This window comes from Proteus sp. TJ1640, assembly GCF_003144445.1.
Taxonomy (GTDB): domain Bacteria; phylum Pseudomonadota; class Gammaproteobacteria; order Enterobacterales; family Enterobacteriaceae; genus Proteus; species Proteus penneri.
Genome location: NZ_PENY01000001.1, coordinates 77,294 through 100,232, shown reverse-complemented (window position 1 = coordinate 100,232; position 22,939 = coordinate 77,294). Strand labels below are relative to the sequence as shown.

At 34.0% G+C, this 22,939-nt stretch carries 22 protein-coding genes; 11 read left to right on the top strand and 11 right to left on the bottom strand.

What is annotated here, in order from left to right; translation table 11 throughout:
- Position 1 precedes the first annotated feature (1 nt).
- The 7 genes from DK861_RS00490 to cpxR form a co-directional block, all read right to left on the bottom strand.
- The gene (locus DK861_RS00490) at positions 2-1,021 is read right to left on the bottom strand and encodes a polysaccharide biosynthesis protein (RefSeq protein ID WP_072064669.1); all 1,020 of its coding nucleotides are present in this window, start codon (positions 1,019-1,021) and stop codon (positions 2-4) included.
- Positions 1,022-1,034: 13 nt separating this feature from the next.
- Complete coding sequence (locus tag DK861_RS00485) at positions 1,035-2,135, bottom strand: glycosyltransferase (RefSeq protein WP_109398943.1); 1,101 nt, start codon at positions 2,133-2,135, stop codon at positions 1,035-1,037.
- A 1,097-nt stretch (positions 2,136-3,232) separates the two neighbouring features.
- On the bottom strand, positions 3,233-4,474 hold the full coding sequence (locus DK861_RS00475) for an oligosaccharide flippase family protein (protein WP_072064666.1): 1,242 nt from the start codon (positions 4,472-4,474) through the stop codon (positions 3,233-3,235).
- A 4-nt stretch (positions 4,475-4,478) separates the two neighbouring features.
- Entirely contained in the window at positions 4,479-5,528 is a 1,050-nt protein-coding gene (locus DK861_RS00470; protein ID WP_109398941.1) for a glycosyltransferase, read from the bottom strand.
- Between the two features lie 2 nt (positions 5,529-5,530).
- Positions 5,531-6,460, bottom strand: a complete 930-nt coding sequence (locus tag DK861_RS00465) for a glycosyltransferase family 2 protein (protein WP_109398940.1) — start codon at positions 6,458-6,460, stop codon at positions 5,531-5,533.
- Between the two features lie 343 nt (positions 6,461-6,803).
- On the bottom strand, positions 6,804-8,195 hold the full coding sequence (cpxA, locus tag DK861_RS00460; RefSeq protein WP_072064663.1) for an envelope stress sensor histidine kinase CpxA: 1,392 nt from the start codon (positions 8,193-8,195) through the stop codon (positions 6,804-6,806).
- A gap of 12 nt (positions 8,196-8,207) precedes the next feature.
- On the bottom strand, positions 8,208-8,906 hold the full coding sequence (gene cpxR / locus DK861_RS00455; RefSeq protein WP_109398473.1) for an envelope stress response regulator transcription factor CpxR: 699 nt from the start codon (positions 8,904-8,906) through the stop codon (positions 8,208-8,210).
- A 198-nt stretch (positions 8,907-9,104) separates the two neighbouring features.
- On the opposite strand from cpxR, the gene cpxP reads away from it, so the two are divergent.
- Complete coding sequence (gene cpxP, locus DK861_RS00450; RefSeq protein WP_109398939.1) at positions 9,105-9,644, top strand: cell-envelope stress modulator CpxP; 540 nt, start codon at positions 9,105-9,107, stop codon at positions 9,642-9,644.
- Positions 9,645-9,921: 277 nt separating this feature from the next.
- On the opposite strand, the gene DK861_RS00445 is transcribed toward cpxP, so the two are convergent.
- On the bottom strand, positions 9,922-10,902 hold the full coding sequence (locus DK861_RS00445) for a tyrosine-type recombinase/integrase (protein ID WP_049220111.1): 981 nt from the start codon (positions 10,900-10,902) through the stop codon (positions 9,922-9,924).
- Between the two features lie 66 nt (positions 10,903-10,968).
- On the bottom strand, positions 10,969-11,262 hold the full coding sequence (locus DK861_RS00440; protein WP_071233827.1) for a helix-turn-helix transcriptional regulator: 294 nt from the start codon (positions 11,260-11,262) through the stop codon (positions 10,969-10,971).
- Between the two features lie 129 nt (positions 11,263-11,391).
- Here DK861_RS00440 and DK861_RS00435 point away from each other — a divergent pair, with 129 nt between their 5' ends.
- The 10 genes from DK861_RS00435 (at position 11,392) to DK861_RS00395 (ending at position 19,552) form a co-directional block, all read left to right on the top strand.
- Positions 11,392-11,664 carry a Cox family DNA-binding protein gene (locus DK861_RS00435; protein ID WP_071233830.1) on the top strand — a complete coding sequence of 91 codons (273 nt, stop codon included), beginning with the start codon at positions 11,392-11,394 and terminating at the stop codon, positions 11,662-11,664.
- A 1-nt stretch (position 11,665) separates the two neighbouring features.
- A complete protein-coding gene (locus DK861_RS00430; protein ID WP_049220106.1) occupies positions 11,666-11,854 on the top strand; it encodes a hypothetical protein in 189 nt (62 codons plus the stop codon).
- Positions 11,851-12,000, top strand: coding sequence for a hypothetical protein (locus DK861_RS18105; protein WP_162556743.1), 150 nt, complete (start codon positions 11,851-11,853; stop codon positions 11,998-12,000). Before DK861_RS00430 ends, DK861_RS18105 begins: the two co-directional genes overlap by 4 nt.
- Positions 12,001-12,008: 8 nt before the next feature.
- Complete coding sequence (locus DK861_RS00425; RefSeq protein WP_049220105.1) at positions 12,009-12,404, top strand: DUF5347 family protein; 396 nt, start codon at positions 12,009-12,011, stop codon at positions 12,402-12,404.
- Positions 12,405-12,473: 69 nt separating this feature from the next.
- Entirely contained in the window at positions 12,474-12,680 is a 207-nt protein-coding gene (locus tag DK861_RS00420) for a DUF2732 family protein (RefSeq protein WP_223878651.1), read from the top strand.
- A complete protein-coding gene (locus DK861_RS00415) occupies positions 12,673-12,894 on the top strand; it encodes a TraR/DksA family transcriptional regulator (RefSeq protein WP_109397523.1) in 222 nt (73 codons plus the stop codon). The genes DK861_RS00420 and DK861_RS00415 overlap by 8 nt, the downstream gene beginning before the upstream one ends.
- A gap of 1 nt (position 12,895) precedes the next feature.
- Positions 12,896-13,723 (top strand): Dam family site-specific DNA-(adenine-N6)-methyltransferase, encoded by an 828-nt coding sequence (locus tag DK861_RS00410; RefSeq protein WP_109398938.1) that lies wholly within the window; start codon positions 12,896-12,898, stop codon positions 13,721-13,723.
- Complete coding sequence (locus tag DK861_RS00405) at positions 13,723-14,046, top strand: DUF5405 family protein (protein ID WP_012368206.1); 324 nt, start codon at positions 13,723-13,725, stop codon at positions 14,044-14,046. Before DK861_RS00410 ends, DK861_RS00405 begins: the two co-directional genes overlap by 1 nt.
- The gene (locus tag DK861_RS00400) at positions 14,046-16,421 is read left to right on the top strand and encodes a replication endonuclease (RefSeq protein WP_239452119.1); all 2,376 of its coding nucleotides are present in this window, start codon (positions 14,046-14,048) and stop codon (positions 16,419-16,421) included. The genes DK861_RS00405 and DK861_RS00400 overlap by 1 nt, the downstream gene beginning before the upstream one ends.
- A 437-nt stretch (positions 16,422-16,858) precedes the next feature.
- Entirely contained in the window at positions 16,859-19,552 is a 2,694-nt protein-coding gene (locus tag DK861_RS00395) for a type I restriction enzyme HsdR N-terminal domain-containing protein (protein ID WP_109398937.1), read from the top strand.
- 448 nt (positions 19,553-20,000) lie between these two features.
- Here the strand turns inward: DK861_RS00395 and DK861_RS00390 are convergent, their stop codons facing one another.
- Both DK861_RS00390 and DK861_RS00385 read right to left on the bottom strand, forming a co-directional pair.
- Entirely contained in the window at positions 20,001-21,029 is a 1,029-nt protein-coding gene (locus tag DK861_RS00390; protein ID WP_109398936.1) for a phage portal protein, read from the bottom strand.
- Entirely contained in the window at positions 21,029-22,783 is a 1,755-nt protein-coding gene (locus DK861_RS00385) for a terminase ATPase subunit family protein (RefSeq protein ID WP_109398935.1), read from the bottom strand. Before DK861_RS00385 ends, DK861_RS00390 begins: the two co-directional genes overlap by 1 nt.
- Positions 22,784-22,939: the final 156 nt, after the last annotated feature.

Here is a 22,939-nt window from a genome sequence, read left to right as displayed (position 1 = left end):
TTTAAATTTTATTGATATGTAAATTTTGTATTAAGGGTAATTTTAATAGCAGTTTTTTCATTCCATCTACATCTAATCTAGTTGTATTATGCGAATTATAATCCTCAATTTCAGAAATACGCGAATCACCTTGTTCAACGTATTTGTCATAATTTAGATCACGCAAATCTGGTGGGACACGGTAATAATCCCCCATATCAATAGCTGCTAACATTTCTTCTCTGCTTAAAAGAGCTTCATAAAGTTTTTCACCATGGCGTGTACCAATAATATTTATTGGATGTTCTGGTGCATTGAACAGTTCTTTTAATGCGATAGCTAATGTTTCAATTGTAGCTGCAGGTGCTTTTTGAACAAAAATATCGCCATTATTTCCGTTTTGGAATGCATATAACACAAGGTCAACAGCATCCTCTAATGTCATCATAAAGCGAGTCATATTAGGATCTGTAATTGTAATTGCTTTTCCTTCCCCCATTAAGTCAACAAATAAAGGAATAACTGAACCTCGCGAAGCCATTACATTGCCGTAACGTGTCCCACAAATTACGGTTTTGTTGCTATCTAAATTACGAGACTTAGCAACCATGACTTTTTCCATCATTGCTTTAGATATACCCATTGCATTGATCGGATATACTGCTTTATCTGTGCTTAAACAAACAACTCTTTTCACACCATTAGCAATAGCGGCTTCTAAGACATTTTCTGTACCTAGAATATTTGTTTTAACGGCTTGAATTGGGTGAAATTCACATGAAGGTACTTGTTTGAGTGCCGCCGCATGAAAAATAAAATCAACACCACGAGTTGCATTTAAAATACTTGAATAATCACGAACATCGCCAATATAGAATTTTAATTTATGATTATTATATTTTTTACGCATATCATCTTGTTTTTTTTCATCTCGAGAAAATATACGAATTTCTTTTATATCTGTTTCTAAAAAGCGATTTAAGACAGCATTTCCAAAAGAACCAGTACCGCCAGTGATTAAAAGTACTTTATTTTTGAACATTAAATTACTCCTTTTATTCTTTAATTAATTTTTCTATTAATATTAAAAATTTATTATTAGAAATTAAATTTTTCTCTATTTTATTTACACGTGAGTCATGAATATTTAAATCATTTTCTATAATTTTTTTTATCTTTAATGCCCAATCTACTTTATTATATGGACAACAGAATATGATTTTATCATAGTCTTTCAAAACTTCTTTAGCATAAGGAAGGTTAGATGCAATGATATTTTTATTTAGAAGAGATGCCTCTTTTAAGGGTAAACCATAGGTTTCTAAGATGCTAGGGAATAAAATAATACTAGATAATCTATAATAATAAAAAACCTTTTCTCTGGAAATTTTTCCTATAAATAAAAAATAGTCTTCTAGCGGTGTATTTATTATGCCTTTTGCTAAGTTATGTTCCTTGTCTATTGTGAATATTATTTTAATATTATGTTTTTTAAGATAGTCTATTCCAATATTTTTAATTGAATCAATTATTATTTTATGATTTTTATATTCATGCCCATAGGCAGGATAAAATAATATATTATGATGTTTTATATCTTCTTCATCAAAAATATCATCTTCATTATGTAAGATATTTACCTTAGGTTCGATAATGAATATTTTTTCTTTAGGTAGATTAAACTTTGAATGAACTGAGTCTTTCATCCATTCTGCTTGTACTATGAGATAGTTTAAGTAGTTAATATTCATTTTAAAAAAAAGAAGGTAAAAATTTTTATATAACCATAATTTTCTTGATGACTTTTTGAATGGGGAGAATTTAATTTCACTAAAGGGGATTGCTTGGTGGTAATATACTATTTGTTTTATATTTGTTCTAATGGGTATATTTTGAAAATTAATACAGAGAGAATATTTTTTTTCATTAATTGTTGGGTATTTATAAATATCATAAAAAATTCTCTTTATCCAAGATGAGATATTTAAAATAATATAATTTATATTATCTTTTTTGGGGAGTTCATTTATAACAGATGAATGAATGAAAATATCATATAAATAAATATCATTTAATTCTTGGATAAAATCTTTTAAAATAGATAAAGCACCAGCTTCTTTAGCTGTAGTTGCAAGGATAAGAATTTTTTTCTTCATATTAGCTATTTAACCAAAAGTTACGGACATTTTCCTCAATATTATTAGGTGGAAAATCAAGAAGAAATTGTATAAGAATATTATTTTCTAATGAATAAAATGAGCCCATAGGACCATTCATAAAACTAAATAGGGTTGCATATAAATATAAAAAAACAACAAACAATAATGTATATTTAAAAATTATATTCTTTAAAAAGTAAATATAATTTAGAAATAAAATGAATGGAAATGGAGATAAATAAATTTTTAATCTTTGGGATAACAATGGAAATTGAAAAGCTAATAGTTCAACTAAAAGTAATAAGAATGATAACATCCAAAAGTTTGTATATACGTTGTTTGTTAATATTTTTTTATTAATTAAATTAATATGTTTATTAAAACATACAAAATATAAAAATATTATTCTTATGAATAAAGAGTAAATATTAGGTGGAACTGCATATGTAAGATAGAAATAAATCTTTCTAATTATGAAGCTATTTCCTAATAGTAATAGGTAGTGAAAATTGTGAATTAATAGTAGAGATAGTAATACAAATAAAATAGATGTTTTTACAAGTTGCTTTCTCTTTATAAATTGAAGTTTTATAAAGAATATAAGAATATAAGAAGAATGGAATAAAAAACCAAAAATTATATTTTTATAGCTAATTTTTGATTTATTCATTAATATACCAAGGAATAAAATCGATGTGGCTATTAATTGACGAAGAGGATCATTTATAAATGGGAAAAGGAATATAAGTGTAAATGTAATTGCGGCTGTTGGATAAAGGCAATATTTTTTTATTAGTGCAAATAATGATGTTAAAAAAATAAATTTAACACTAAAAACAAATACCCAAAAGTTGATATTTATATAACTTAAGAATTTAGATAGCCAAGAAAATCCAATTTCATATCTTTCATAATTTGAAGTATTTTCATATAATGAATTGTATTCAATCCAATCAACGCCTAATTTATATGATAGTCCAATGTGAAAATATATAAGTACAGTCGCTATAAAAAAATAAAATATATTTTTTTTATTGAGAAACTCCAAGGTGGAAATAATTAATAATACTAATGAAAGATATAATATGTTCATATTATTTGTCTTTGATAAAAAAGAAATAAGATATTAGTAATAGTGATAGACTAATAATCTCAGTTACTAAGATAGCAATACTACTTCCTATCGCACCATAATTCTTACTTAAAGGTATTGCATATATAATATGAAAAAATAAAGTAATAGTAGGAATGATAGCATAAATTTTATTCATTCCATATGGAAGTAATATAAAATTTGATATTATTACTGATAAGGGGACTAATATTATCATTGGTGACATTAATTGAATAATAAACTTCATTTCATTCGAGTAGTTATTATTCCCCAATATAAATGGAGCTAATTTTGGCATTATAATGAAAAATAGTACTGAAGCAATTCCACAAAATATTATTTGATATAATATTAATTTTCTTATAAATCTATAGTATCTTATTTTATTCTCAGTTAATAATATATTTACTCTAGGATAGATGGCTTGACCAAGTATTAGAAATATACCAATAAATGCGACTCGTAGTTTATCTGTTGCAATGAATAATCCTACTTGTTCATAGTTATTAACTAAGCTTAAAATAATTGGTGTGCTTAATGTGTATATACTAATTGATATACTTCCCCAAAAGATGATAGAAGATTTTCTTATAGTTGATGCGATTAATTTTATATCTATAGTACCTAGGCTAACATATGGTATTTTTATATGAAGATAAAAGTAACTAACTAAAAGAGGTAGCAGGTAGGACCAACTTAATATTATACTTGTTATATATATATCTTGAGCTGAGTTAACAAAAATAAATAGCAAAGGAAGCGTTATAATTCTGCTAATTATAGAACAGAGAGATATGAAAGATATTTTTTCTAATCCTTGATATAGCCATAAAGGAAAAAAGATAGCGTAGATTAATTGTGGTAACATAATATAAACTAAAATTTTTATATCACTAAATAACCCAAATGAATTAATAATAATAAATGTCGATATCACTGATATTATTGATAAAAATATTTTTGAATAAATAGTTACACAGTATATTTTATTTATTTTAAGTTTGTTATTTCTATTTTTAGCAATATCTTTTGTTGCACTAAAATTAAAACCAAAATCAATAAATAAAATTAGATATAGAATTATGTTAAGGGAAGTATTCAACATACCATATTCATAAAACCCTAACTTTCTTGTTAAATAAGGTAGTGAAATTAATGGTATTATATAGTTTATTCCTTGCATACCTATAAGAAATAATGAGTTTTTTATTAACGTATTCATATACTCATTTGATCTCTAAATTATGTTTAAATATTTTAACCATATCATATTGAACTTCATTTCTATATAGGTTAGATATTTTAATCCTATCTTCTTCTGAATAGTTTGGTATCGTGTCTATAATATTCTTTATGCAATCTCCTAGTTTTCCGGAATTATATACATAACCAAATAATATATTTTTTTTAACTAAAGTTGATGAGCCACAATTGTTATTAGTAATAACTTTAACTCCTTGAGATAATGATTCATTTACAACAGTTCCCCACCCATCAAATTTGCTAGGTAATATTAAAAAATCGTACTGTGGTAATATTTTTGTAACTAATTTTTTATTTTCTACATTACTAAATATATTTACTATATTTTCATTTATTTTATTTTTTAGAATCTTTTGTAAAGATCCCAATAGTTCCCCAGAACCATATATATCTAAAGACCAGTTATTATTAGGTAGGGTGGTAAAAACATTTGCTAATTCTATAATGTTTTTTCTATCAATTAATTGGCCGATATATATAAATTTTAGAGTTTTGTTTGTATTTCTTTTAACTGGATTATATGGTTGAGGTGATATAAAATATTGAAAAGGAATAACTTTTTTAAATCCGATATCTTTAAACCAGTTATACCCTAGTTCTCCCATAGCAAAAATTGTATTTATTCTTTTTTTTAAAAAAAACGAATATAACCAGTATTTAAAATATTTTAGATAATGTTTTTTTTCGTAAAGTATTGGGGCTTCTGAAATTAGATATATGTTTCTTTTTTTAGATAACTTAATTATATATTGGAAAAATAATCTCGAAGTGAATAAACCACAAAAGACATGTATACAATTTATGTTTTTCATTGTATCTATATTTACATCATATATGTTTAATACTTGAATATCTTTTAAATTAGGAGGAGTCCATCCTTGAGATAAACGTTGATTATCAAAATTCTCACAAACAATAATAGTAATTGAATAATTCTTTTTTAACTCCTCATATAGAAAAGTCATGTGAGGGCTAATATAATTAGTCCAAAATACAATCTTTATTTTATTCATGTTTATTTTCTTTTTAAATAATGCAAGAAAAAAATATAATTTTTCTTATTAAAAATCTTTAATAAGTATAAAGATAAAATGATTTTCTTTTTTATACTTATCTCACTTATTAAAAAAAATGGCGATTTGATAATTTTTTTTTGATACTTGGCGTAAGGTGAAAAATTAACAATTAAATTATATAGGTAGTTTAGTTGAAATATTTTTATATCATTTGCATATTTTCTATCTAATTTTTTAATTAGATTATTTTCAACAAATAGGTGAGCTCTATAATTATCTTTAAAATGTATAGCGGAATGATTTGCAGTCGTGCTTAGACTATGCCTTACTTGATTATAAATTATATTATTTATAACTTTTATTTTTTTAGTTTTTGTTATTATTTGGGATAGAATGATGAAATCTTCACTTACTTTTAAATTTGATATTAAGTATTCTTCATCTAATATCTTTTTTTTAAATAATATTGGCCATAAAGAGGTTGGTAGTTTTCCTCTTAGATAGCTAGATATTATATTTTTTTTAATCTCAAATTTAGTATTAGATAATATTTTATTATGATTGTTTACATAATTTGCTTGACCAATAATTAAGTCGTAATCTTTATATGAAATTAAAATTTCTATACAGTCATTATTAATATAATCATCGCTATCTAAAAATAAGATATATGATGAATTAGATATATCTAAACCAAGTTTTCTTGCATTTGATACACCCGCATTATCTATGTTTTTATAGATAATTCTGTTATCCATGGAAACATAATATTGACATAATTCATCTGTACGATCTTGGCTACCATCATTTATTATAATTATTTCAATATTCTTATAAGTCTGATCAATGCATGATTTTATACATCTTTCTATCCACTTTTCTGCATTATATGCTGGAATTATTATGGATACTGAAGTTTGATTTTTCACTGCAGATTCTCGTAATTAAACAAAGCTACCGCACTGGGTTTACGGCCCCCAGAGCGCCAAAATTTATCTTGAAAAACCCTTATCTATATGTAATATAAGAATTTTATTATATAAGCATACTTTAACAATATGCGAAAATCCGCACTGAGAGTAGACTCTTCAAACCAGACGGTCAAGTAATAGCTGGGTATTTTATCATTGATTGTAGATATATAAATATCGGAATAGCGAACGATTCAGCCAGATCATTCTGAATTGCATCAATAAATGCTAACAAAAAGAATATGCCACCTATTCTTCAATAGGTGGCAGGATATTTTGATACAACAGTTTAATTACTCTATTAAGCCGTTGGCGATTTGTTACTTGCACCCGCTCTCGGCAACCAAATCTCAACCCTCAACCCACCTAATGGACTGTCATCGGCTTTAACATGGCCTCTGTGTTGGCTGACGGCAGTTTCAACAATCGCTAATCCTAAGCCAGTACCACCGGATTCACGATCTCTAGCTTCGTCAGTGCGATAGAATGGTCGGAAGATATGCTCTCTATCTTCAGGGCTAACGCCAGGGCCATCATCATCAACAATAATGGTGATACCTTGGTTTTGTTCAGTAAACGCGACTTCAATGCGAGAATTTGAATAACGCAGAGCATTACGGACTATATTCTCAAATGCACTCGCCAGAGAATATGGATTGCAGTAAATAGGCCAGGCTCCTGGAGGTGTTGTGACTTGCAGTGTCTTATTACTTTGTTCGGCCTCAAATTTAGCGTTATCTAAAATGTCATCCCACAATTCGTTGGCTTTTACTGTTTCGCGTAATAACTCGTTTTTATACTGATTACGGGAAAGTACTAGTAAGTCATTAATCATACCATCAAGGCGCTGAGTTTCAGTTTCAATGCGCTCTAGTTCTTTGCTCTCTCCACTACGACGACGTAACAATGCACTGGCTAATTGTAAGCGTGTTAACGGGGTGCGTAGTTCATGAGAAATATCAGAGATCAGACGTTGTTGCGCCTCTACCATACGTTCAAGAGCGCTTATCATCTGATTAAAACTCGTGCCTGCGGCTAAAAACTCTTGAGGGCCAGTTTCTAGTTCAGGGTGAGGGCGTAGGTTACCTTTAGCCACATCGTCAGCGGCATTTTTAAGCTGTCTTGCGGGTTTTGCTAAGCTCCAAGAAAGCCATACTAATAATGGTGTGCTGATAAGCATGGTGAATATGAGTAACAACAATGGTTTATCAAATAATAAGTTGATAAAGTCAGATTGAGGGCTACTTGAAGGGCGCACGAGATAAAGTTGGTAATGATCTTCACCATCCCTTACAGAAAAAGGCCCTAGCATCTCAGAGCGACCATATTTTTTCTTTTTGGGGTGATCGGCGTTATCAGATTGACCAATAAAGTTTCTGACAACTTGCATCTCATTACGTTGAGCACCGATAATCCGGCCTTCACTCGTGACAATAATTAAACGTTGGCCAGGGGGAGCCCATTTATCAATGGCTCGAATTAATCGACGCCACCAAAGGAGATCGTTAGCCGGATCTTGAGCTAATTCAGCTTCGATATGTTGTTCTAGCATAACGCCTTGACGGTATTCACTCTCTAAAAGAGGGGTAAGCTGGCGCGAGTCCAGCTTTGGAACCATCATAACTAGCACGAGAACTAATGCGAGCGTCAGCCAGAATATTGCGAAAATGCGCGCTGACAGACTATTTATCATAAAGAATATTTATCAAGTTATTGAAACCATTAGATAACCGCGGCCACGTAACGTTTTAAACCAAGGTTGTCCATCTGTTCTTTCTGGTAATTTACGGCGTAAATTAGAAATATGCATATCAATCGCTCTATCAAACGGTGTTAAGCGCTTGCCAAGGACTTCTTGACTTAGATGTTCGCGTGATACCACTTGTCCTAAATGCTGAGCAAGTAAATAAAGCAAAGTAAACTCAGTTCCTGTTAACTCTAGCGGTTCATTATCAAAACTTGCTTCTTGTCGGCCAGGGTTAAGTTGTAATTTATCAACCTGTAATGTTGGAGATGTCGTGCTATCAGTCTGTTTTTGTTCGCTCCAGTTTGAACGACGCAAAATAGCTCTGATACGCGCAACCAGCTCTCTATCATTAAAAGGTTTTGGTAAATAATCATCAGCACCTAGCTCTAAGCCAAGAACTCGGTCAAGATCACTGCCTCTTGCCGTTAACATAATGACTGGGGTCTGGAAATTTTGGCGTAACTCTTTGAGTGTCTCAATCCCGTTTTTACGTGGCATCATGATATCCAGTAATAACAAGTCGATAGACGCATCCAAAAGTTTAAGTGCTTGTTCGCCATCAGAGGCGATTACAACATTAAAGCCTTCCATTTCAAGCAGTTCTTTCAATAGCGATGTTAATTCGCGATCGTCATCCACTAATAAGATTTTATGCATTCGTCAATTCCTCCAAGAGAAAAATACGATAATAAATAGCGCGAATCTATGACTTTACGTTCTTTTACACGCTCTGACGCTAGTTTGCAGCCGTAAGGGTATAGTAATCCACATAGCAAAGAATTACACATATGAATTATACACATTGAGGTCGTATTAATTAGGTTGGTATTAATTTACCGAATTAGGAGTGAAGCAATGCGTAAAGTAGCAGTAGTTGCACTAGCATCAATGTTTTTGGCAGCTCCGACGATGGTATTAGCTGAAACCGCAAATACTAATCCGCCTACTGAGCAACAGTATAATGGTAACTACCACTGCGGTTATGGCTATGGAATGCATGGCGACCGTGATTATAGAGGTCACCGCGGACAACGAGGACATATGATGGATCGCAATTATGGCGAGTCACGTATGTTTAACGGTATCACATTAACTGAGCAACAACGTACTCAAATGCGCGATTTAATGCGCCAGCATCATCAAGATAGATATAACGGAAATTTCCGTCAATATCATGAGAATATGCATAAATTAGTTACTGCTGAAAAGTTTGACGAAGCAGCAGTCAGAGCACAGATGCAAGATATGGATAAACAAGCAATAGAGCGCCATGTAGAAATGGCAAAAGTCCATAACCAAATGTATCAGTTGTTAACCCCAGAACAGAAAGCGCAATTGGAAAAGAATTACCAACAGCGAATGTCGTATTTTGACCAACAAAGTCAACAGAATTAGTAATGAAGTAAGAGTGTAGTAAAAAAGTAGTACCTAGTTAGAGAGTAAGTAGCAACAACGAAGTTTTTTCCTTGCCATAGACACCATCCCTGTCTTTTGCAGCCCCTCTGGAGAGGGGCTTTTTTTTGCCCTTTTGTTTGTCATTCCTTTTAAAACAAAGAGTTAAATTTCATTTTTAAGGGTAATGAAAGTCTAGAAAAGTCTTTAAAGGTGGACGGAAAGTGGACGTTTTTGGCTGTCGGTGGACAGAATGTGGACGTCCAATCCCCTCCTATTTTTAAACTTTTATATCACCTTTTAGTGGATTTAATTTTATAGCTAACTGCAAATAATCAGGTGCTAAATGAGCGTATGCCATTGTTTGGTTTATACTCGCATGACCTAATATTTCTTTCAGTGCTACGATGTTCCCACCATTCATTACAAAATGACTTGCAAACGTATGGCGTAAAACGTGTGTTGCTTGCCCATCGGGTAAATCCGGTTTTACTATTTTTAGTTTTTTTCGGAAGGTTCCGTAATCAACATGAAATAGCTTTCCTGTTTTTCTGGTTTTTATCTCTTTTTCAAGAGAGTCAGAAATTGGAATGATTCTTTTTTTACCATTCTTTGTATGGGCAAAAGTTACCCTTCCTTGATGAACGTGCTTGCTATCTAACATTTCAGCTTCACCCCATCTTGCACCAGTGCTAAGGCATAGTAATGCGATACGGCGATAGTCTCCTGATAATGAGTTTAATAAGTTCGATATTTCATCATCACTTAAAAAAGTGAGTTCAGGTGGCTTTTCTTTTAATGGTGGTAATCCTCTCAATGGGTTATCACCTTTGTATATTTCGAGTTTTTTTAATGCGCTTATCATTCCAGATAGACGATACATATCCCTATTTATCGTTGATGGACTCACTCCATCAAAAAGGCGCATTCCTCTATGTTCTAGTAATGCATGCTTATCAAGTTGGTTCATTGTTGGATCACCAAGCGCATTCACTGTTTTAATTAAATGCCTTTTCTCTATCGATCCGTTTTTTAATGTTTGTCCGTGATATAACCACCACTTATCAAGTAGCTCACTTAATCGAATTCTTCCTGATTGGACTTTATCGCTAGAAAATTTCTTAGCGTTTACAATTGTATATTTCTCAAAATTTGTAGCTTCTATTTTGCGATCAAATATCCTTCTGACTCGCTGACCATCTTTCCCGTTTGGGCGAATATCCACTTCATAACGACCATCATTGAGCTTCTTAATTGCCATAAGTAAGCCCTCCGATGTAACTGACTGACTGCGACCAACAGTAATCAGCATATTCATATAAAATGTCTAACCAATTTTCTTGTCTGAGCGGGATGATATTTCTTTCTCTTGCCCACTGTGTGCGAGAGCCGGAGATATTTGACCAGCTTCTGGTGATGACTTACCGGTCATTATCCACAGCGTATATTTTGAAAATCTTGGATGATTAGTGATTTTCTCTAAAGTTACCCACCCTGGTTCGTTATGACCACCTTCAATCTTTTTTAATGTGCTTATTGGCATATCCATTATTTCGCAAAACTGTGATTGGCTTAGTTTTTCAGCATTTCTTATAGCCTTTATTCGAGAGGCAATATCCATTATTTTGGTTCCGAGTATTGATCTAGTGAATTCTAAGTGGTATAAAATACGGAACCACCTAGGGCGTAAAAACCCTTATAAAACCGAAAATAAAGGGTTTTAAAGGGCTTGATCTAACGAGGGTAGCAAATGAATAAAGAAATAATCAATGTGAAATTCCCTGTAAATGCGGTGCCACTCGCAAAGTTTGCGGAATTAATAGGGAAAGGTTACGAAGCCACTAGATCAATGGCTAAAGCGGGTAAGTTACCCATTATTGAATTTCGTGATCCTATGAAGCCAGATGCTAGAGCCGGTGAATTATGGGTGAGTATCACGGAATTTAATCGTGGAATGGATGATGCATATTCGAATTTACCAAAAGAACAACGTGACGCATGGCGTTTATGGGTTGGGCTATAAGATGCAGGTGAAACAAATTACAGAGCATAGTTTTATGTATCGAGGTTTCACCATTATTAAACTGCCAAGAAAAGCAGTAACACCGATAACTCGTTATCATGTTTGGTTAGATGATCAGTCATTCGGTAAGTTTGATGCAATGGCAGAAGCAACTCACTATATCGACTTATTAAAAGGTGACATTCAATGAACCAATTAATTAAGCAAAGAAATAAATATAAATTAAGCAGTGAATCTTTTACTTATAAAAGTAAAAAATATTCAAAAGCGGATAAAGCAACACTGGTTTTATGTGCCATTGTTATTGTTTCGTTTCTTGTGAAAGTTTCTATATAGGTGTTGTTATGAATGCTGCGGAGCTTATTCAAGCAAGAGAGCAACTACAAGGCAATGATGATTTTTATCAGTCTAAAGTGGTAAAGCATTATCGCAATGATGGTCTTTCATTTGATGAGCGCGTCAGTGGTATGAATAAAACAGCCGAAGTTAGGGCTGATTTATTAAGTAAGTTAAATAAAAATAGTGATGATATTTTGATTGGTGAGTTTCTTGATTATTTAAGAAATGAAAATAATCGTATATATCAGATGATTTATTACCTTGCTGAGATAGAAAAAGAAAAGAACGGAATAGATTATTTATTATTAAAGAGGAAAGATAAAATAAAAATCATTAATGCACTTCATCAAATAAAAGTATTGAGCGCATTAATCCCGAATAAATTAGCAATGCCTATTTAATTACACCTAAAAAAATAAATGACATTTATTTGTCAGGACTTTTTATATCTGATTATCAGAGGTCTGATTATGTCTAAAGAAAGTGATGTAACCGATTTAATTAATGCCGTTCGAGAAGATGAAAGAAAATCTCGGGCGGTTCTTTTTTCTGCTCGTTTGCGCAAATTAGCATCAAAAGCACTAAGTGAACGAATGGAGCCTTCACAAGTATTTCAATTATTAGAAGGTGAAGCCGAGTCTATCGAACATCAAGCACAGGAATGGAATTATGTCTAAAGAAATGGATTTAGCCTGCGAACAATCACAGTTATTGCTTGATAAACAAATAAAAGCAGTAACAGGGCGTTACGTAGGTGTATCAGCGTTTGAATGTGAAGATTGCGGTCGTGAAATACCCGAAAAGCGCCGTATTGCGGTAATGGGATGCACCCGCTGTGCAGATTGCCAGACAGTGCATGAGCTGAAATCTAAGCATTATCGGAGTGTGTGAAATGGCGAATAAAACCATTCTGAAATGGGCTGGCTCTAAATTCCGTATCATGGATAAATTAATCCCGCACCTGCCAAAAACAAAACGTCTCGTTGAGCCTTTCGCCGGTTCTTGTGCTGTGATGATGAATACAGAATATAACGAATATTTAATTGCTGATGCCAATCAGGATTTAATTAGTTTATATAGTAATGTCGTAGAACATACTGAAATAATGGCGCGTAAAGAGTTCTATGCATGGGAAGAAACTAATCATAGAAATGATTACATTGCTATTAGAAAGTTATTTAATTCAATTAAGGTATTAGATAAAAGCGAGTGTGATAAATATATACAATCTGCTCGGTTTTTATATTTAAATCGTCATTGCTTTAATGGATTATGTCGATATAACAATTCGGGTGAATTTAATGTGCCATTCGGAACATATGCCCGTGTTTATTTCCCAGAGGAGGAAATCAGACAATTTGCTGAGAAAGCCACTAATGCCATTATCGCTTGTTTAGAATGGCAAGATACTTTGTCACTCGTTGATTTCGGTGATGGTGTTTATTGTGATCCTCCATATATGGGAGATGAAGGTAGTTTTACTAAATATCATCACACGGATTTTACTCACGCTCATCAAATTGAGTTAGCTCAAGCATTAAAGGCATTAAATCAATCACAAGGTAACCCGATTACTGTCTCTAATTCCATTCACGCCAAAGAGCTGTATGCCGATCTCGGTTTTATTATTCACGAGATTGATGCGCCTCGTTCTATTTCTGCAAATGGAAACCGCCAATCAGCAAAAGAAATTATCGCCGTTTTGCCGGAGGTATGCTGATGGAACAGGGCTATGTCGATATTCAAGATCCAAAAAATGGGGTGCATATTACTGGCACTCGTTTTGCTATCGTTTATTGGAAAAAACAATTTGGATTAATCGAAGTCACTGTTATTGATGGTCGTGTGCGCCGTGAAGTGATTGCGTGGTATGACTCTGCGGTAAATGTGACTGCTGGCGTTGTTGGTGCGCATGTGAGTCGTGTTATTTGCGCAGAAATTAAGTCTATCTCTGAATTGATAGAGGTAATGACTCACGTTGCTAAACTGTGCGAAACAGCCATTGAAATTATTGATCCGAAGCATTTAGGCGGTGTGCGGTAATGGCTAGCCGTCTGATTGATTTTTCTCAGCCTCCTGTTTCCTATCCTGCTGATATGCAATGGACATATTGGTGGAATGGAAAACAGCATGAGCCGGTTGTTTATGAAAGACCGCTTACCCGTGAGCAATTGGCTCAGGGGCAAGCGATTTTATTCGATATTGAAAAACTGCCTCGCTTTCTTAAATCTCGCTTATTTAAGTACATCGAACATCTTAAAAAAGAGAAAACGCCGAAAGAAGTTCATAACTGGCTGGTCTTTAAGTTCCATAAAAGCGTTTATCAGCGTTTGCAAGCCGTTAATGCGCGCTATGGTTTAGCGAAAGATAAACGTCAATTTTTGTTAGATAGAGATTTTGATCAAGCCATGTTCTTTAATCGTTTGCCAGATGCGCATGACAAAATATTGCGTCATATGGCGAAGTCATTTGCAAACGCGTGTGACAACTTATTCGATGAATTGGCTGATCAGGCAATTGCTGAAAATAACGGTGATCGTGAGGTGTTACTTAACCTAAAAGTGATTAACCCTATTTATCATCAATTAGGGCAGTTGATTACCTATTTACATGTAACGCCATTGTTTTGGGGAAAAGTTCAAAAAGGGAAATTGACACCCGAAGATGCGTTATCAGGATTAAGTCGGTTAACTAATGAAGATTGGTGGCTGAAAAAGTTAAAGGCTCATCGTCAGCGTTGGCGTGAGTCTTTGCATATTGCCTTTGGTGATGTGAATTCAGATAAGACACCTTACGCCAGTAAAAATGCAGTACGCGAAGTCAGAGCGCAGCGTTTAGCAAATATGAATTATCTTGAAATGATGGATATTCAAGATGTTGAAACGGGTGATCGTTTTGATTTAATGGAAAAAGTATTAGCGAGTATCGCTAACCCTAAAATTCGCCGTATGGAATTAATGGCGCAAGCCGCAGGTATTCAAAAAGTTGCCGAAGAAAGAGGTGATATTGGTTTATTTATTACGTTAACCACCCCTTCAAAATACCATCCCACCAAGCAAATTAATGTTTCTAAAGATGAGAAAAAGAAAAAAGTTCTCATTAACGAGAAATGGAATAACAGCGCATACACTCCGAAAGATGGTCAACGTTATTTAGTGAGGGTGTGGGCGAAAATTCGCACTGCTTTTAAAGATAAAGGTATTAACTATTACGGGATCAGAGTTGTTGAGCCTCATCATGATGCTACACCCCATTGGCATATGATGATGTTTCTGGATAAATCTCAACGTGCATCAGCGATTGAGATCATGCGTAAGTATGCCCTTGAAGAAGATGGCGAAGAACGGGGCGCAAAGAAACACCGTTTTGAAGCAAAGCATTTAAATAAAGGCGGTGCTACGGGTTATCTCGCTAAATATATTTCAAAAAATATCGACGGTTATGCACTAGAGGGCGAAGTTGATGACGAATCGGGAGAGTTATTAACCGAGGTTGCATCAGCCGTTACTGCGTGGGCGTCTACTTGGCGTATTCCTCAATTCCACATGTTTGGCTTGCCGTCTAAAGGCGTATGGCGTGAGTGTCGTCGTATTCGTGGTGTGAGTATCGCTGATAAGTTGGGTGATATAGCGGAAAAAGTAAGAGCGTCTGCCGATGCAGGAGATTTCGCCGCTTATATCGAACATCAAGGAGGCCCTAACGTTAAACGTAACCTACAAACGTTATTAGTTGCTCGTACTGTTGCCGATGAGCCGAATTCTTATGATGAAGAAGTGATGCGAATAATCGGATTATATTCACCGATAAAAAGTAGCGATTTAGTAAAAACGCGTGAGCGTCAGTATCGTTTAGTTCGTAAATCTAAGCAGGATATAGAGGCGATTGAGCATAAGCGTAAGTTAGAAACAGGGCGGGTTTTGACTTTAAAAAGCGCGATCAGCGCGCCTCGGAGTCCTGTCAATAACTGTGGATCGGGCAGTTCACCCGATATTAAAAATCCACACGAAAGGGGCTTAAAATCGCCCGTATGGGGGATTTCTGAGCCTGAATATTTCGACCTATGTTCACAATATAGCGATTGGGAGAAATCATTTGGCGAGGTTTTAGAGCATAAAAAGAGTCAGCGAATAATTTCAACAGTGTCATTAAGTGAAAATCAGGAACGTTTGATACCTGAATTTAAAGCCTTTGCCGAAAAAATGGGATTGGATTTACCGCCTGACTCAATGTGGTCAATGGTGATGAACGGTATGCGCCTTAATTATGGCGATGAAGTGATTTGGTTTGAGAACGGGAAGATTCAAATTTCATCGGTGAAAAGCGAAAAAGTTAATTTTGAAGAAGTGAAGACAAAAGAGAGCGAGAAAAGGAGAGATATAATCATGGTTAAATTTAACAATATCATTGATAGAAAATGAAATGTTTCAAGATTAGTGTTTGATATCGAAGGTTTTTTTCGAAAGAGAATAGAAGCGAAAAAGGATAAGCTTTTATAATATAAGAAAATTTAATGACAATAAGATAAAGTATAGTGGTTCTTTTCTTACAGAATGGGGCTTGACTTGGTATACTTTTTGTCTTATTTTTAAATCACTTTTTTATTTCTGTTGTGGTAGTCATTCTCATCGCTGTGTGGTGAGATTCGTATTCGGTGAATACGCTGAATAGTTGGTTAAATTGACATTTGGAATTGTAATAAAATGAAATAAATCAAATTTACTACATATAGTAGTCATTTCTTCTTAAGAAGTCAATATATTGTATGTATAAATAACCAGATGTACTTTTAAACAAAAAAGTTAAAATGGCGTAAACTTAAAGTTTGCGCCATTTTTCTTTATTTGGGAGTTAATACATGCATAATCATGATTTACTAATAAACAGAAAGATTGTTACTGAAAGTGATGTCGAACAACATATTGTTTCTGAATTGTTAAAGAAAGCTCCTCCTGATGGATTAGGTTTAGATAAAGAGGAAATTCTTACGAAACACAATATAAGAGGAATGTTTATAAAAAAAAGAAATAATAAAAGGAATTACTATCCAGATTATCTTATTGTTATTAATGGTCTTCCTATTGTTGTTATCGAAGTTAAAAGACCCAATGAGGATTTAGAAGAGGCATTTTCTGAAGCGAGGTTATATGCAACAGAAGTGAATGCATTGTATGCAAGTAAAGTAAATCCATTAAGAAAAATATTAGTAACAGATGGAATAAAGTGGAAAACAGGATTCTGGGATAATGATGAACCAGTCATTTCCCTCGATAAATTGAGTTACTGCAGTGAAGATTTCTCATTATTTATTGATTTTTTAAAAAAAAATACATTAAAAAAAGATGCCGATATAATTAATAAAGAAATTTATCCTGAAAAATATCATCAACCATTAAAATTTGTGGGTGGAGAAAAAATTCAAAATGAAGAGATAGGATTCAATTCATTTGGTGAGAAATTGATTTCAGAATATAGAAATGTATTTAACCCAAATAGTGTTGAAGATAGGAAATTTATAGCTAAACATGGATATATATCTTCCCCAAAAAATAAACGATATTATGAGCCAATTAATAAAGTAATTAATAATAGAGTATTACCTAATATTATTGATGGAACATTAATAGATGATTTATCCAATCCTAGAGAGCTTATAAAAGGATTAGAAAAGAAAAAGGAATTGGAAGGTAAAATTATTTTATTAATTGGAAGTGTTGGTTCTGGTAAAACAACTTTTATAGATCACTTAATTGAAGAAGTTATTCCTGAAAAATTATCAAATGAAATTTTATGGATAAGAATAAATATGAATAACTCTCCAGTTAATAAGGATGAAATATATAACTGGTTAAGAAATAAAATGGTAGAGCAGTGTATATCTGCACATCCTGAAATTGATTTTGATGATTTAGATGTCATTAGAAAAATTTACTCTGTTGAAATTAATAAGTTCAATAAAGGAATTGGTAGACTCATTAGTAATGAAGAAAAAAGAAATGAGAAGCTATTTGATATTATAGATGAAAATGATTCTGATTTGAGTAAAAAAACAATTTGTTATACCCGTTATTTAGGCTCGGAAAGAAATAAATTAATAATAGTTGTTCTTGATAATTGCGATAAAAGAACTAGAGATGAGCAGTTATTAATGTTTGAAATTGCTCAATGGTTGCAAGATGAGTTTAGAGTTCTAATTATGCTTCCCTTAAGAGATGAAACATATGATAACCATCGAAATAGGCCACCATTAGATACAGCAATAAAGGATATGGTTTTTAGAATTGAACCCCCTATGTTTCAAGAGGTTTTAGATAAAAGAGTTCAATTAATTATCAATAAAATGAGTAATGCATCTAGTAATAAAATAAAATATGATTTAGGTAATGGAATTTTAGTTGATTGTGGAAAAGAAGAGAGAACTATTTATTTAACATCTATAGTCAAGGCTATATTTGTACATGATACTCAGATTCGTCGGATAATAGTAGGGTTAGCGGGTAAGAATATACGAAGAGCATTAGAAATTTTTATGGAATTTTGTACTAGTGGCCATATTACAAGTGGTGAAATATTAAAGATAAGACAACAAGGAGGTAGCTACTCTTTACCAATATATATTATCACTAGAGTTTTATTGAGAATGAAAAAAAGATATTACAAAAGCGATAATTCTTATCTTAAAAATTTGTTTTCTATTGATATTAATGATGATAGTCCAAATTATTTCAGTCGATATATTATATTAAAATGGTTTCGTGATAATTTTTCTAATATTGGAATGTCAGGATATAAAGGCTATTTTTCTGTTAGGGATTTAAAAGAATGTATTTTAAAATATGGGATTCCTGAGTCTGTTATTTTTAGAGAAGTTAATTATTTAATAAAGAGCTTTTGCTTGGAATCAGAAAAATTGACAACAGATATTGTTGATGATGATGACTTATTAAAAATAACATCTGCTGGATTTGTTCATTTAGATATGGTGTCTGATATAAATTATTTAGCTGCAGTTGCAGAAGATACTTATTATGACTCTATTTATACTGCTAAAAATATCGCTGAGACAATGAGTGAGTATAGTACTCAGTATGATAAAGATGTTGCGGCAAAAAATGCTAAATACTTAATAGATTATTTATCTACATGGCAAGAAAAATATGATTTATTAGCAAGTAATTTTATTAGTGATAGTAATTTTTCTTATTTATCTAATTTTGAAGAAGCTAAAAAAAATGTCAAGATGTTTAGCCAGAGGTTAAAAGATCCTGCATGGGCTAAGTTTGAAGATGAGCATCGAGTTGGAGATATCATTAAAGGTACAATAAAAAGCGTACATGATCAGTATGGTATATTCGTTAATTTATCTGAAACTGAAGATATTACTGGATTGATATATATTAGTAGGTGTCCTGAAGGTTATTTTTCCTCTTATAAAAGAGGAATGCCTATAACTGTTAGAATTGATAATGATATAGATAGCATAAAAAAGAAGGTGTCTTTAAGTATTGTAGATACTGAATTAAGTGATAAGAGTATAGATAATACCTTATAGTTTAAAAGAATATTAAATTTGTATTTAATTGCATCATATTGCAAGATCAAAAAAGGATCAAAGTTGCTCGAAGGCGCCAGATATCACGGGCTTTTGTGGCACTCATGCAGGTGCATAAAAAGAGGTCGATTTAGTGCGCGGGCGTGGCGGGGTCACGATTGCGTTTTGAGGGAGTTGAAAACTTTATTCCTCGCAAATTTCCAGCGCGTAGAGCAATTAAAACAAGAAAAAGTTACCTAGGTATCAAATAAATTACGTGCGCTTAAAATGGATTGTAGGCGCATTTAATACAGTTTTGAGAGGGTGAAAATTAGGCGGATTCGCCTTATCAGGGGGTAAGCGGTATAATAGAATTGGGTCACTATTATTATTAGTCAGACCGACATTCATACCTTACAGGTAAAAAAATACCGCCAGTGCCGGCGGTATTGTTCTTTATGCGGTGAGGTTATTCATCACCTAATGTGTACTTATCAAACTTAATCACTTCTTCACCTAGCCAATCATTAATCTGTAACATTTTACTTTGTAGCGGTGACAACTCATTACGAAAGAAAACCTTTGCCGCTTTCTCTACGTCACCAAAGCCACCGGTATTCTGTGGAATGATCCCCATCATTTGAGGCGGTACGCGGTGTGCTGCTAACATATCATCACGGCTAACATTCTTGATATTGAGAAATTCATCTTTCGCCGCAACTTCACTTAGTGGAATAACTTGAACCCCGTCCTTTTTACCGTTGGGTGCATTAAGAAATAAATTACGAAAATTACCTGCACCTTTAGAGTTTTGCATTGCCTTACGAATTTTATCAACATCACTGGGGGTTTGTGAGGCATCACTAATGTATAAAATAAATCCGGCATGGCTACCATTACGATAATACTTAACACGAAACAGAGTAGCCGCTTCATTCAGTAGCACTGACATAGTAGACGCCAGATATTCTGGTAACCCGTATAGCTCTTGATTTAAATCGGGTTCGTATAACTGAAACACGCTACCGGGTTTAAACTCATAAGGCTGTGAGTCATAGCCATAACGCACAAACCAATAGCTATCATCAGCAACACCACGGCGGGTATATTTGGCGAGAACTGGGGTGAGTTTTAATAAGTTACCCACCATATTATTACGCCGTTCAAGGTAGGCATTGCCAAAGGTTAAGAAGTCGAGGGCAAACCGGCTAAAGTCTAACTTAGAGAGAAAACGGTTAGGCTGAAATGTGCTGACTAAAATATTACGTTTGACATAAATTGCACTGCTATGATGCGTCGCCGCACGAAACAGTTTTGATAATCCATCAAAGCTAATCGGTGGCTCATACCAATTATCAATTTGCGCACATTCCAGATAATCAAAAATTTCTCGTTTATCTAACACCGGAACGGGATCACCAAAGGTAAAGGCTTCCATGCTGTTATTAGCGGTTGCCGTTTGTTGTGCTTTAAAATTCTTTTTATTTTTACGGCTCATCAATAAATCTCCACAATGTTATTACTGTTCTCGGTGGTGCCAGTTAAGGGTTCGTTGAAGAGGGCGTGCATTGTTGCCCATGCAAGGTCAGCATGTCCGCTTTCTTCACTGCGTGAGGCTTCATAAGTGGGGCGGTTACCGCTTCCTGTGGTGGTACGACGAATGGATGTAAAGGATTGAATGATATCAACGCACTGCGCATCGAACTCTAAGCGTCCGTGACTAATCACGTCATAGGCTTTAATGACTAAGGCATTTTTGACATTCGGGTTATAAATAAACTCACGCGCAGCAGGGAAAAACTGGATAACATTCTGATAAACCCCATGCCCTAAGCCGGTGGTATCAATACCCATATATTCCACATAGAAACGTTCGGTGATTTTTTTAATGGCGTCAGCTTGTGCGCGAAAATCCATACCACGCCATTGATGGCGTTCTAATATGCGGAATTTTCCTCCGGGTACTTTCGGTGGCGCGATAACCACACAACCGGCACTATCACCATTTTCACCGCCTTTGCTGGGGTCGTAACCTACCCAAACCGGATCATAACCATAAGGGCGCAGCGCTAACGGTTGAATGTCGTCCCACACTTCCCAACTGTCCACCATGCAGTTTTGCATCATGTTAAAGTTGAATAGGGATTCGATATCATCCATAAAGTGACACATTAACAGGTTGTTATATTCGTCCGGGCTATACTCTTTTTTGAGTTGCTCTAAATCGAATAAATCACAACCGCCCCGCAACGCATCTTCAATATTGACGATTTGTCGCCACTGCCCATCTTCACATAAACGCCCATTCACTAAAGCTTCATGTGAGATATCAATATCAACTCTGTCTTCTTTTTTGCGTCCGCGGTTATACAGCTTACCCGACCAAAACGGGTACGCTTCATGGCTCATGGTTGACGGTGTTGAAAAGTAGGTTTGTCGCCAATGTTTTTGTATGGCCATACCCGAAGTGACTTTGCGTAACTCTTGAAACTTGGGTATCCAAAAGGTTTCATCCAGATATAAATTACCGTGATAACTTTGTGCTGTGCGAGCATTGGTGCCGAGGAAATAGAGTGTTGCACCGTTGCTTAACATCAGCGGGTCGCCTTTTAATTCAACATCAACCTCTAATGCCATTTTGATAATGTATTCACGGAACATATAGGCTTGCGCTTTACTGGCGGATAAGAAAACTTGATTCCGTCCGGTGGTCAGGGCATCAATAAAGGCTTCTCGGGCAAAGTAAAATGTTGCGCCGATTTGACGAGATTTTAAAATATTGCGGATGCGGTGATGACCGGCGCGATACCACACTTTTTGATATTCAAACAACGTATCACGAAAAATATCTTCCAGTTTTTCAATTTGTTCTTCTGAAAAGAAGTTTTTCTCTGGCTGACGGCGTTCGCCTTTATTGCGGTTAGCAATCTTAGGGTTTAGGTCCGTTTCATTACCGCCGTTTTGATATTTTTTTATGCGGGATAACTGCGCCATTTGACGCCCTAATAAATCAATTTCTTTAAAATCTTTTCCTTCTTTATTTTCTTTTAAAACAAGCTTGCAGTAACGCGCTTCAACGGTTAACTCTGCGCGCTCGGTTGGGTTAATTTCATCCCAATTATCACGGCGTTTCCAACTGTGAATAGTAGACGCCTTTTCGCCTAGCGATTCCGCTATGCGGGCAATGCGGTAACCTGAAAAATACAGGTGCATTGCTTTTTTTCGGTTATCAAATGTTTCTGTAATAGCCATTGCACAATCACTATTTCTTGCTTAAGTTACGGCTAGTCTATTGACCGTGGATCACCGATTCGCTTCATTCCCTTTGTGCCATTTCTCAAACAAACCTTATCCATTGTTTAACGCCCCTTTTAACCGACAACATACAGACCAACGAATAAACGGATG